This window comes from Desulfitobacterium sp. LBE, assembly GCF_007830365.1.
GTDB lineage: Bacteria > Bacillota > Desulfitobacteriia > Desulfitobacteriales > Desulfitobacteriaceae > Desulfitobacterium > Desulfitobacterium hafniense.
In genome coordinates this window covers 543,366-556,621 of record NZ_VLKD01000001.1, presented here as the reverse complement: position 1 = coordinate 556,621, position 13,256 = coordinate 543,366, and the positions used below count along the sequence as shown (strand labels likewise).

General features: G+C 45.3%; 9 protein-coding genes and 1 pseudogene. 2 read left to right on the top strand and 8 right to left on the bottom strand.

What is annotated here, in order from left to right; translation table 11 throughout:
• Window positions 1–100: 100 nt before the first annotated feature.
• The 5 genes from DESLBE_RS02635 to DESLBE_RS02615 form a co-directional block, all read right to left on the bottom strand.
• The gene (locus DESLBE_RS02635; protein ID WP_011459823.1) at window positions 101–1,828 is read right to left on the bottom strand and encodes a phospho-sugar mutase; all 1,728 of its coding nucleotides are present in this window, start codon (window positions 1,826–1,828) and stop codon (window positions 101–103) included.
• A gap of 84 nt (window positions 1,829–1,912) precedes the next feature.
• Window positions 1,913–2,794: a DegV family protein gene (locus DESLBE_RS02630; protein WP_005811761.1), complete on the bottom strand. Its 882-nt coding sequence runs from the start codon at window positions 2,792–2,794 to the stop codon at window positions 1,913–1,915.
• A 122-nt stretch (window positions 2,795–2,916) separates the two neighbouring features.
• Window positions 2,917–3,501 (bottom strand): flavodoxin family protein, encoded by a 585-nt coding sequence (locus DESLBE_RS02625; RefSeq protein ID WP_144675011.1) that lies wholly within the window; start codon window positions 3,499–3,501, stop codon window positions 2,917–2,919.
• 453 nt (window positions 3,502–3,954) lie between these two features.
• Window positions 3,955–4,791, bottom strand: coding sequence for a GNAT family N-acetyltransferase (locus DESLBE_RS02620; RefSeq protein ID WP_005811763.1), 837 nt, complete (start codon window positions 4,789–4,791; stop codon window positions 3,955–3,957).
• A 23-nt stretch (window positions 4,792–4,814) separates the two neighbouring features.
• Window positions 4,815–5,819 carry a D-glycerate dehydrogenase gene (locus tag DESLBE_RS02615; RefSeq protein WP_011459825.1) on the bottom strand — a complete coding sequence of 335 codons (1,005 nt, stop codon included), beginning with the start codon at window positions 5,817–5,819 and terminating at the stop codon, window positions 4,815–4,817.
• 921 nt (window positions 5,820–6,740) lie between these two features.
• On the opposite strand from DESLBE_RS02615, the gene DESLBE_RS02610 reads away from it, so the two are divergent.
• Window positions 6,741–7,499, top strand: coding sequence for a hypothetical protein (locus DESLBE_RS02610; protein WP_005811766.1), 759 nt, complete (start codon window positions 6,741–6,743; stop codon window positions 7,497–7,499).
• 222 nt (window positions 7,500–7,721) lie between these two features.
• Here the strand turns inward: DESLBE_RS02610 and DESLBE_RS02605 are convergent, their stop codons facing one another.
• Entirely contained in the window at window positions 7,722–8,477 is a 756-nt protein-coding gene (locus DESLBE_RS02605) for a MerR family transcriptional regulator (protein ID WP_005811767.1), read from the bottom strand.
• Between the two features lie 150 nt (window positions 8,478–8,627).
• Between DESLBE_RS02605 and DESLBE_RS02600 the strand changes: the two genes are divergently transcribed.
• Entirely contained in the window at window positions 8,628–10,049 is a 1,422-nt protein-coding gene (locus DESLBE_RS02600; RefSeq protein WP_005811769.1) for an MDR family MFS transporter, read from the top strand.
• A gap of 613 nt (window positions 10,050–10,662) precedes the next feature.
• Here the strand turns inward: DESLBE_RS02600 and DESLBE_RS02595 are convergent.
• Both DESLBE_RS02595 and DESLBE_RS02590 read right to left on the bottom strand, forming a co-directional pair.
• A pseudogene (locus tag DESLBE_RS02595) lies at window positions 10,663–11,748 on the bottom strand (AIPR family protein); the annotation flags it as partial.
• Window positions 11,749–11,931: 183 nt separating this feature from the next.
• The gene (locus DESLBE_RS02590; protein WP_011458871.1) at window positions 11,932–13,176 is read right to left on the bottom strand and encodes an IS4-like element ISDha3 family transposase; all 1,245 of its coding nucleotides are present in this window, start codon (window positions 13,174–13,176) and stop codon (window positions 11,932–11,934) included.
• Window positions 13,177–13,256 lie beyond the last annotated feature (80 nt).

The window sequence follows — 13,256 nt, the reverse complement described above, 5'->3', positions numbered from 1 at the left end:
GTCAATATTGGTCAGGAATAAATCTGATGTTTTTTGACCTTTATGTGTTGAAAAACCCTCTAAGCCTAACAGCCCAGAGGGTAAAAAGATTTCTTAATTCTTAATCCTTAATCAGCTCAAGCAAATCCTTTTTCACATTTTCTAAAGTAGCTTGGAGCCGTTGGGGATCAACTCCCCTGATATTGAAGTAAAACTTGATTTTCGGCTCTGTTCCCGAAGGCCGGGCCATCACAAACCCCCCGCCCTGGAAGGAATAGCGGATCACATTGGATTGGGGAAGAGCAAGCTCATAACTATGGAAGGGAGCAATCATCCTTCTTCCTTTTCTCAGTTCATAATCGTCAATGCAGGCGACGGCAATCCCACCGAAGGACTTGACATCGGTCTCACGGAGTTTAACCATCATCTTCTCCATTTGCTCTTTTCCTGCTTTGCCTTCTAAAGTAATGGAGATCTGATCGTCAATAAAATAACCGTACTTCCCGTAAATATCCTCCAGAACCTCCAGCAGGGAACGGCCTTCTTTTTCCTGATAGTAGAGAGCGGCTTCCGCCAGCAGGAGCGAAGCGATCACCGCGTCCTTATCCCGCACAAAATGCCCGGCTAAATAGCCATAGCTCTCTTCAAAGCCGAACTGGAAATCTCCGCTGCCCTGAATTTCCATTTCCTGCTCTTTCTCGGCAATGAATTTAAAGCCGGTGAGGACATTTTCCACCCGGGCTCCCAAGTCTTTGACCAGGAGATCCGCCAGATCGGTGGAGGCAATGGTCTTGATGACGACGGCTTGCTCAGGCAGAATACCCAGCCTCTTCTTTTGGGTGAGCAGGTAATAGCTCAGAAGGGTCCCCACCTGATTCCCGGTGAGCTGCCGGTAATCACCCTGAGGGGTGCGCAGAGCCATGCCCAAACGGTCCGCATCAGGATCGGTGGCGATGAGCATCTGGGCGTTTCTGGCTTTGCCATAGCTTCTGGCCAGGTCAAAGGTGGAAGGGATTTCGGGATTAGGGTAAGGAACTGTCGTAAACTCCGGATCCGGTTTCTCCTGCTCAGGGACCGTAAATACGGAATAGCCCATCTCGGTGAGGATTCTGTTGACCAGCACATTCCCCGCCCCATGCAAGGGAGTATAGACGATAGACCGATTGCTTCCCTTGGCCCGGGAAAGTTCCGGATATAAGGCCAGTTCTTTGACCTTGCTCAAATAAACTGCATCGATCTCTTCCCCAATCTCAACTAAAAGTCCCTTGGCCCGGGCTTCTGCCTCCTCAAGGGGGAGGATATCATCCCAAGCCTGATGAGCTTTGATATGAGCCAGAATCCGGTCCGCACGATCCGGCGGAACCTGGCCGCCGTCTTCCCAATACACCTTATAGCCATTATACTCCTTGGGGTTATGGCTGGCGGTAATCACCAGGCCTGCCTGAGCCTTGAGGTGGCGGACCGCGAAAGAAAGCTCCGGCGTGGGGCGCAGATCATCAAACAGATAAGCTTTAATGCCGTTGCCGGCCAGCACTAAAGCGGCCTCTTTGGCAAAGCGATCGGAAAAGCGGCGGGAATCGTAGGCAATCACCACACCCCGGTTCTTCCCTGCTTCTTCCCCCTCCAGGATTAAGTCCGCCAAGCCTTGAGTTGCCTTGCGGATAACATAGATATTCATGCGGTTGGTGCCGGCACCGAGCACCCCCCGCAGTCCCCCGGTGCCAAATTCCAAATCCGTATAGAAGCGGTCCTCGATCTCTTTCTCATCGTTAATAGCGGCCACTTCCGAGCGGGTATCCTCATCAAAGTAGGGGCTGGTCAGCCAAAATCGGTAACGTTCTTGAATCATCGGCTTCTCTCCTCTCTAAGGTGCAAAAGAAGCTCACAGAGCAATCTGTAAGCTTATCTTACTTGGAAACATAACTCTTATCTTTTAAATACTGCCTTCGAGTCTGGGATAGACCAACAGTCCCACGAGGCCCGGCCCTGTATGCACACCTAAAGCGGGGCTGATCTGGCCAAAAAACACTTCTTTCACGTTGGGGTGCTCCCGGGCTACTTTTTCTAAATCACGGGCTTCTTTTTCTGAACCACCATGGACAATGGCCACACTGGCGATACTCTCCTTCAAATGGTCCAGAAGCACTTGTTTTAAGCGTTTTAAAGACTGTTCCCGTCCCCGAACCTTAGCAAACGTAAAATATTTGCCTTCTTCATTAATCGAGATAATTGGCTTAAGGCTCAGCAATTCGCCAATGGTACCGGCGACATAGCCGATCCTGCCGCCCTTTTTCAAATACTCTAAAGTAGAGAGCACATAATAGCCCTTGATTTGCTCAACAGCCTTCTTGGCTGAAGCCACCACATGTTCAAAGTCCACAGTACGCCGGCTTTCCCGGGCAGCCTCAATGACCGTCATGCCCAGGCCCATCGAGAGGGTCTTGGTATCCACAACTTCAATGATCATGTCTTTAAATTCCTGGGCGATCAGCGAGACAGCCTGATAGGTGCCACTGAGTCCGCTGGATAGATGCAAAGACAGAATATGGGTCACCTTCTGTTCCCGCAAGCGGTTAAAGACAGCCTGAATCTCAGCGGGAGAGGGCAAGGATGTTTTGGGAACCTCCTGTTCCAAAGAATCATAGACTTCCTGGGGCGAGATATCGACCCGATCCCGATACTCGCGGTCACGATAAATTATATGTAAAGGTACGACTTCAATGCCATATTCTTCAATAAGCTCCGGCTCTAAATCACAAGCACTGTCCGTGACGATGGCAATTTTGGTTTCCTGGGAATTAATTGGCTCCGCCATACGCAAATATCCTTTCTATTCTATATTTTTAACGGGATAATGTACTAATCCATCCTAAGGCAAGTATAGCACAGTCCTCCCATTATTTTTAGATCAAGTTTCACAATTTAATCACATTCATTTTACAGCTGAGCAAGAATTAAGGCTTTCTCACGAACTTCCTGGAGAGCTGAAGGATGCTGCTCAATATCCCCGCTCTGATCAATCCCCTTATAGGCACAACTCCCATAATATTTGACATCCAAGACATGATACAGATTCTTTACAGCCCGCTCGGCACAGGCAAAGACATCCGGGAATTGAGTTCCTGCCGTTGAGAGGAAAAGGCCGTAACGAGGCAATCGTTCCGAATCGGTGATTACAGGTTGTTTAAAGACATATTTTAAAGCCCAAAAGGTCTGCATGCGATCGGTCACTGCTTTGGTTTGAGCGTTAATTCCCATAAAAAACACAGGCGCTGCCACAATGATCCGGTCAGCGGCCACAAGTCGTTCCTGAAGATATTGAATATCATCTTTTTGAACACACCGGCCGGTTTTCGAACAGGCATTGCATCCTAAACACGGTGAGTATTGCAGATCGCGGATATTAATGATCTCGGTGGAATAGCCCGTTTCAGCCAAGGCATTCATAGCTGCTTTTAATAAACGATCCGTGTTTCCGTTGCGCCGCGGACTCCCAGCGATACCTAAGATATGTGGTTTCAATAAAAGTCACCCCATTATTCACATTATTATGTCTGTATTATACATGAAATGCCATAAATAGTAAAAGCGAGTTGCCTACTCGATGAGGAACTCGCTTTACCTGGGTGCACAGAAACTATCTAGGTTAGACATCGTTTGTTGGGTGACCGACAAATTACCAGATCCTTTCTATGAATTCAATTGGCTTGCTGCCCATTACTGTGATTTGCAGCTGATTTTTGAATTAGGACCCTTAATGGATTCCAATCCAATCGAAGCTAGTATCGCTTCAATCACAAGCTTTTCATTATCGCTCATTAAACTCCCCCCTTCTACTTCTATTTCTCAATCATAACAAATTTATCATTTTTTGGCAATAGGTAAATACAGGATCTCCTTTTGCCCATCTTTCACCCTCACTTTTTCAGTATATGCGCTCTTTTGATGATTATGTCAGCAAAGATAATTTTACTTTTATTCTATGTTGGCAGACTGGATAGGGTGCATAGGATAGAGCATTTCATATTGTATATCGCTGGGGTTTACTCCCTGTCGGCTCAGATAGGCGGTCAGCCAGTCCTTAGGCTGATTGGTCAGGACAAACTCCCCTTGGCTAAGGCTTAGAACGGAGCTTATCAGCTTCTCAGCCTGTTCCCAGGCCATGGTCCAGGCATCCAACACCACATGGCTTTCCTGGGGCATCAGTATTCCAGCCGTTCCTTCCGCATTCAGCCAAGCTCTCAGTGCCGCATAGCGCCTGAGATACCCCTCCTGCCTCTGCCAGGGAGGGTGAAAACCGGCTTCATGTCTTGCCTGAAAGTAATCGGACAGGTTCGCTTGCCGCAAAGAGCACCCCCGGCCCGGATTGGTGCAGGCCAAAGGAATCCCGTCATGGTACCGGTAAACATAAAGGTCCCGTTTTTTTTGAAAACCAATCCCTTCATAGCTCTTAGCGGCATGATTGTGACTTAAAACTTCAAGCTGAATCCCCTTTAATTGCAGGGACTCCGCTCTTGCCAGTTGATCCTCTAAAAGGGGGCGAAACAGCTGCCGCCCCCTAAACTCCGGATCGATACAAGTTCCCGCAATCCAGCCCATCTGGTCTTCCAGGGCTAAAAGAGCAAAGCCGAGAATCCGCTGGGAATCTCTCAAGGCTGTGGAATGAGACAAGTCGATCCGGCACTTCTCCAACCAGGCTTGCATTTGTGCTGCTGAATAGCGGACTTCGTAAGCATAGCCCTGCCAGCAACGATTCCAGGCCAGAGTGAGTTCTTCAATGCCGACATCCGCCAGATGTGAATAGTAAAACATGAAAAGCAGGCTCCTTATCCCAACTATAGTTTAGGGGTGAGAACAGAGGGATTAACGCAGTGTGGCGGCCGCTGCCCCTGCAAATATGTAAGCAAATTCTGAGCAGCCAGCCGCGCCATTTCCCGACGGGTTTTAATTGTTGCGCTGCCGATATGGGGAAGGGCCACACAGTTCGTCAGAGTCAGCAAGGGATGATCGGTGGGCAAAGGTTCCTGATCAAAGACATCAAGGCCGGCTGCATAAATCTGCTGCTGGGCTAAAGCTTCATAGAGATCTTCTTCATTCACTATGCCACCCCGGGCCGTATTGATCAATATGGAGGTAGGCTTCATGAGCTCCAATTCCCTTTTGCCGATCAGATTGCGGGTCTCGGGAGTATAGGGGGTCAAAATGCAGACAAAATCCGCTTCCTGCAATAATTCGTCCAGTAAACGGTATTCAATCCCCAGGCTTTCTTCCAGCTCCGGCTTGGGGGTCCGGTTATAATAGATGATCTTCATATCAAAGCCTTTCGCTCGCTTGACCAAAGCCTCGCCGATTCTCCCCATGCCTACTATCCCTAAAGTGGCGCCAAAAATATCCTGACCGGCTAAAAGCATGGGGGACCATGTCTTCCAGTGACCTTGACGAAGATATTGGGAAGACTCCTCCATACGACGGGCGGTCATCATCAGCAAGGCAAAGGTAAGATCTGCCGTCGTTTCCGTCAGCACTCCCGGGGTGTTCGTCACTAGAATATTGCGCTGTGTTGCCGCTTCGATATCGATATTATTGTAGCCCACCGCCATATTGCTGACTACTTTAAGATTTTTGCCTAAGTCCAGCAAGGAAGCGTCGATGGTCTCTGTCAGCAGACAGTATAATCCATCAACTTCACGGATTTCCTGTTCCAAAACAGAGCGCGGAATGGGAGTATCTTCCTCAGGCCAAACTTTAACCTCACAAACTTCTTCTATTAATGTAAGTATATCTTCTGGAATTTTGCGTGTAATAAAAACTCTTGGCTTCAAGATTATCCCCCGCTTCATAGTAATTTCCATTTCTACTGGTTTTAGATTACCATAATCAAGATCAAAATCAAAGAGCGCCCCCACAGGGACGCTCAGGAGAAGCATTGATTAGAAGATTACACCAAGAGCAATCAGGATAAGAATTGCAATAGCGATGATCCCGACACCGGCATAACCGCCGAATCCGCCGCCACCGCCGCAGGCGCCACCGTATCCGTACATAAACGTAATCCCCCTTTCCTGACAAGTGTATTTATATCGCTCAACTTAGAATACGATGCCCATAGCAATGAGCAGAAGAATAATTACAACAACAATAGCGATTCCAGCGAGATAGTTTGGTCCGCAACCGTCTAAACCTGCACCTAATGCCATATTATTTCCCTCCTGTATCTTTAGGCTTTGGAATGTTTTTCCTAGTCTAAATTATGTTGCAGGACGCCAAGGTGTTACTATATTTTGGTATTAATGGCAACTATCCTCAGAAAAAGCAAATAAAAAACCTTTGATCGGCTTGATCAAAGGTTTCGAGTAAATTATAATCCCGCAAAGCTCCTCCAACGAAGAAGATTTCCCTGGGTAAAATATTAACTGAGATAGTGAACCGAAACGATGTTGGGCAAACTAACTAAGGATTGAACACATGAGCCTGTTACTCTGGAAAGGTTCTTCGGATTCCCACAAAGCGAAAACGTCCAAAAAGCTAAAAATCAAGGTTAAGGATTCAAGTTCTTTTAACACCACCAGGATAGACACTCGAAATGGGTAACCTGTAAACTCTTAAACCGACTTGGAGGAGCTCTGCGAGAAACTTGACTGAATCTTTTCTTCACTTTTATAATATAAGGGTTAATAGAAAAAGTCAACACCTAAGTTCATGTAAATAGTGGAAATTTAAGAAAGATCAGGGGACAAGAAGTTCACTGATCAGTTGGAGGAATGACGATGAGAGCACAATTCACCTTAACCCCCAGTGAATCAAAGCGGCTGATTGCCAAAGGAGTAAAAGCTTTACCCATTCTCCGGAAAGCACTGCAAAACCATACGGTCATTTTGGCCGGAGGAACTACCAATGGGTTTCTTGTGGAGGAACTGCTCAATGAAACCCTTGAAGAGAAAACCCGTTACACAGTAGGCTTGATAGCCGACGGCAAAACCGGAGAAAGCAAAGAAGAGCAGCGCATCCCTCCCTTTATTATTGCTAAAGGCAAGGCCCTTGATCGCTCTGTCCATTGGAAAGATTATCTTCCCCAGCTGGAACCGGGAGATGTGTTCATTAAGGGAGGCAATGCCCTGGATTCCACCGGATTGGCAGCAGTATTGGTCTCCAATTCCATGGCCGGTACCATTGGCGCGGCTTTAGGCCCCCTCTATGCCCGAGGTGTCCGGTTGGTCGTTCCCATCGGCCTTGAAAAATTAATTCCCGATGTCCGTGAAGCTGTTGAGTTTATGGCTTCCGCTCCCGCGGACACCGCCCTGGGTGCTAAAACCGGCCTCGTCCCTATGCTGGGAGCGACCGTCGTTACTGAAATCACCGCCCTCGAAACCCTTTATCAAGTTACGGCCAAATGCATCGGGGCCGGCGGTGTTGCCGGCTCTGAAGGGGCGGTCACCTTGGTTATCGAGGGTGAAGCTGCTGAAGTAGAGAGCGCTCTGTCCCTTATCCAATCCTGCAAAGGAGAGCCGCCCGTTCGTTAAGTACGGCAGTGTCCTCTGTCAAGATTTTGAACAATAGCGCCTATACTGGGCGCACCAAGAAAAGGCCTTCGAAAAACTTCGAAGGTCTTTTCGAATTGAACACTTCAGGCAAATCATAAATCATCAGTCGAAAAACTATTTGCATCCAACTCCTCTGTTCTCCTATGAACACCCACGGGGTCTCTGGATGTGAATTGATTGGCTATCGCCAAGAATGTTTGGTTACTGATACACATGCAAAATAGCTTTAGATACAAACTCGGCAAGCCCCGGTGACTTTTTGTCCAATGCTTCTTTGTGAATCGAATACGCCTGTCCGATTTTACGAAAAACTGTATCATCGCAGGGAATCCACATATTCAGCAACTCACTATAAGCAGCAACCGCCTTTTTGGCCGCTGAACTCTCCGGGCCATCCCTCATGGCTTCGCGAAACTTTAGCATGACATCCCCGCAAAGAGAAATGAGCTCAGCAAAATCCAAATTCATTATATTCGAGGCGTTTTTTACAAGAGATGCACGGCCCGGTAAGATGCCGCTTTTCACTAACGGAAGAAAAAATTTGCTTTCCATTAACCCTCGGATTTCGTTGGCATAGGTTTTCTTCATGGTTTCAAGTCTATTTCTATCAAAATCTCTTAGCATGGAAATATCGAACTCGTCATTCAATATTCTGTCAACTGACAGGATCATTTTTTGTAACGCAGATTGTTTGGCCAAGAGAATTTGCTTATGCTGCCGCATGATCTCTTTTTCCATTTCCTTGGGGCTTTCCAGCAGCAGCCGAATGTCGTCAAGGGAAAGGCCCAGTTCTTTATAAAAGAGAATGCTCCATAAGCGGCGCAAACTCTCCTCATCATATTGGCGGTAGCCCGATTCTTTCACCGCACTGGGCGGCAACAAGCCGATTTCATCATAATATTGCAAGGTGCGGCGGCTTACGCCGGAGAGCTTACTCACTTCATTGACAGTTTTCATTGCCTTTTCTCCTTGCTCAGGATTTTTTCAAAAAACCTTGACTCGAACGCAACGTTACAGTTTATGCTCTCATTATAAGTAAAAGAGGGCGCTTTGTAAATTAAAGAACACTGGGCATAAGCGCCTGAACAAAATAGGGAGGGTTTATTGATGATGGGTAAGAGTGGAAAGGCTCCGGAACTTGAGCCGATTCCCAAGAATATCATGAACATTGCTTGGATTTTAGTGCTTGGGGCAATTATGCCACTGCTTGATTCAACAATGGTCAACATTGCGATCAATCACTTGAGTCATGATTTCAGTATCGGACTTGATTTAATTCAATGGGTCATTACGGGTTATGTGTTAGCCATGGCAATTTCCGTACCGCTTGCCGGTTGGATGGTTCAACGGTTCAACGGCAAATGGTTAATGATTGGTGCCAATATCTTATTTTTAGCCGCTTCGATTGCTTCGGGATTCAGCTGGAGTATCCATTCATTGATTATTTTCCGGGTTGTTCAAGGTTTCAGTGCCGGCTTTATTATGACCTTGGTGACTACCTTGTGTGTCGAAACCGCTGGAAGGGAGCGAATGGGACGTTTGATGTCAACCATTGGTATTCCAACGGTCTTGGGCCCAATCCTGGGTCCGGTTATTGGAGCCGTGATTGTCCAATTCTTGTCATGGCGTTATATTTTCTTTGTCAATATTCCCCTCGGTATTCTGGCCATCACGTTGATGATTTGGAAGCTGCCTGACTTCACGCCGGCAAACATAAAAGCCAAATTCGACTTCATCGGTATCATTTTATTGGGCACTGCCTCTGCTGCCTTGATTTATGGAATTACTAAAGCAGCGAAAAGTGCTACATTTAACAACAGCACGACTATCGCTTATGGAGTCGCCGGAATCGCCATTTTAGCCATCTACATGATTTACGCTGCTCTCAAAAAGGATCAAGCCATTCTCCCCTTGCACTTGTTTAGGTTGAAAAATTTCAGTGCTGTCATGGTTGGCTTGTTCCTGGCGGGGATTGCCACCAACGGCCCAATGTTGTTATTGCCTTTGTTTTTCCAAAACATTAAGGGCTTCTCCGTTTTGAACACCGGCTTGATTTTGATTCCGCAAGGTATCGGTATGCTGATTGCTCGCCCCTTGATTGGTAAGCTAACTGACAAATGGGGTGCGCGTAATGTTGTCTTGGTCAGTTTGGCTTTGACCATCGTTGGCACGATTCCCTTTATATTCATCAATGAGGCATCTTCACTCTTTGTTGTCAGTCTTGTCTTATTTGTGCGCGGTGTGGGGATCGGCGGCGTCACTATTCCCATGATGACTGATGCCTACACAGGTATGGTCAAACAAGAAATCGCCCAAGCCAGTGTCGGAACCCGGCTCATGCAAAATATCGGTGGTGCGTTTGGTTCAGCAGTAATGGCCACGGCCGTCAGCCTTTCAATCCAAGGTAAAACGCCAACGATCCCACTCATGACCACTGCTTACCACGATGGTTTCATGTTAGCTTTAGTTCTTAGTTTGGTATTAGTCATTCCAAGTTTGTTTTTAACGAACAAGACAGCTAAGCAATAGTCTATTCAAATGAAATATCAACATCAGTATCCGACAATATATGGATGATATGAAATAGATATCTATAATAAAACTTGGTCTTTGGGCAGTTCGCTTTTCTGCTGCAAATGCTCTTGCGATGTACTTCACCCGTGCGTACTGGCCGAAATTTTCCAAGATATCAAAAGCATCTTTCTGCTATGAGTCTTAACTATAGAATTATCTGAACAAATTTCATATAACCTTTTTCAGATGCTTGCGGGCGGGCACCTGTTTTTGTGTTGCCCTAAAACATTTAGTAATTGTTAAAGTCATAAATCAGTGCCTCTGCAAGCACGAGTTTTAGCTTTACAGAGGCACTGTGAGTTCTTAACTTAATGACATTGACCATAAGGGAGCATATCACTAAGGCAGCCCCTTAAATATAGCAACTCACTAAATGAAGATAGTTACACTGCTGTAGGGAAAAGATTTATCAGGATTTTCACATTCACCTATTTTCATCACTTTAGTAAAAACTCCCGTAAAGCGCTGCCACATATGCATCATGAATCTAGTTAGCCGGAATTGTAGTTTTTCTCCAAATCATCCTCCTGTATTTTAAATACATACAATGTAGCATGGATATTCAAGTTTATTCTAGTACATTTACTTTGATTGCTTGTTCTTTCTGCCAACTTTCCTTTGCAGGCAGAATTTCGTAATTGACAGCTTTTCCTACAATTTCTTCAAAATCCAAGTGATGGTTTTTTTCGCTGTGAAAAAATATATCATTTGGATTTCTTGAAATGAACCCATAGTACTGTCCGTAACGATCTATACTAATTTTTACAACTTGCCCGACTGGTAATAGGGCTACTGTCTCACTATTAGATTTGGTGAGCTTTTCAATGACAAAATCTGTGAATTCCCGACTATCTTTTATTGCAAACTTATAGGCAGTGCCCTTTTCTTTTATCCACGATTCGCGTAATTCAACGAATTTATCTATTGCGGCTTTGAATTTCTTATCGCTATCTGCGCTATTTATTGCGTTAAGTGCATCATTAGCGTATTTATCGATATCTTTTTCACGATTAATGTCTTTTGCTTTTCCGGCATTCTGCAAATAAAAAATAAATAAAATTTGCATCTTAAAATTTTTAAATTCTCGTTGCGTACTATTGTTACGACGCATATAAGCCTCAAGCCTATTGAGAGAAAGGGCAGAGACATAGTACGGCAGCAAAGACTGAGAATCGACAAAGATTCTATTCTCATACAGTTTTAGTAACTTATTCTCATGAATATGCCCGTTATGAGGCTCGGACAAAAATGTACTAACGAAGCCCTGAATCAATTGTTTAAAAACAGTTTTTTTGTACGGCGGTATATTAGGATGTTGCTTTGAGCGTCGTTCATAAAATAAAGTAACCGAGCCACTTGAATCTTTCATTGATTCGAAAAAGTCTTCAAGATTCTTATGGAAAGGTTTTGTTATCTCAAACGCTTCGTCATATACAATGTTTTGACGGTTTGTCCCCTTAACTATCCCGTTTGTAAGACTATCGACCTGTGTCGCAATTATTTTTACAAAAATAACGGCTTCGCTGATATCAACGCCATTTTTCATTGCTACATACAGAGAGTTGCATGTCTGGCATCCGTTTACAACTTGCGGGGATTCGAGCAAAATCCTGCCATTCGCAGAAGTAGCGGTTTTGCATACAATCGTTACTCCATTATTGTAAAGTCAGTAGCGTTGCATTGAAATAAAAAGCTTATGTCAATAGAAAAACCCTCATAATTTCAATTGTTCATAAATCCCTTATATGGTGTATACAACCATTTGCTTTCTCTCTCTTCTGCCAAAAGGAACATTCACCTAAAAGGCAGTCCTATTCCACATTTTTACACATATGCTTTACAGTATCACTGGGTCATAGGTTAAATCATCGAGCCATTGGGTCTCTTCTTCTTTCAAGATAGAATGCTCCGTCATTCTATAGATCTCCTCATAACGGATTCGTTTGGAGCCCTTTCTCCTTCGTCGTCGCAGCTTCTCCAAAAACTCTTCATACCTCTCAAACAGACAGGCGATCAGCAGTCGCTGCAAAGTGAGTAAATCTCTTGGATAGCCCGCCTCAAGCTTGAGCAGAACTAATAAGCAATACATCATCAGGGCTAGGAGGATTTGGTTGATGACTGCGGTCTCACTCGTGCCGTAAAAGTGTTTAATTTGAGCATGCTGCTTGAGCCATTTAAAAAATAACTCAATCTGCCAGCGATAGCGATAGATCTCACCGAGTTCTTCGGCACTTAGGTTAAAATCATTCGTCAGGATGGTGAAGGGTTCATGGACGTTATCATCTATCGTCACTTCCCGAAGGGTATGCTTCATTTTTCGAGAACCTGCTCCTAAGATGACATCCACGTCCTCTTCGATGAGCCCATCTTCTTTGACTGGACGTTCTACTCCAGTAAACTCTATCACCGCGTTGTTTTTGAGACGAGTCACAAAGCGTATTCCCTTTTCACAGTAATCATCAAAGAGCTTATAATCCACATAACCCCGATCAAAGATATTCAAAGCCTCTTGGTCTTGAACAATGAGCTCATCCAGTTTCTTGCGGTCGGCGGTCTTGGCCGGGGTAACGAGCACTTCATCCGGGACAGCCATTGCATCAAAGCTTAAACGCAGATGCATTTTGACACCGGCTTTGCTCTTTCTAAAGACTGCCCAGGGGTAGCGGGAAAGGCATAGGCTCATGGTGGATGCATCAATCATGTACAATTTTCCGAGTTGCTGCCGAATCTTCCCATACCCTTGCTTTTGAGCTACGTTATGTAAAGTGCCCTTAAAAAGCATTTCCGGAACTTGAGTGGGTAAGGTCTTTAACCTTCGGGAAATCTGGCTGTGACTAATGCTTTCGAGTCCGATAGCTTGACCTAAACTGTCATGGTGAACACTTGTACTGATCTTTCGCAAAGCTCTGTATTCTTGAAGTTGAGCATGGCTAATGAGGAGAGTGAGTTGATTGGTTGTTAGTTTTTGAGACCGAAGGTCAAGGCCAGGGACCTCCCGGTGAATAGTTTCCCATAGATCTTTCGAAAAAAACGGCTGAAAGGCTTGCATAAATGTGGATTGCGTAGTATCCTTGTCCTGCATTGTTATCTCCTTATAATTTGAGATTTGGGCAAGGACTACCCTATCTCTTATTATAAGGATTTTTTCATGATGTTTACAGA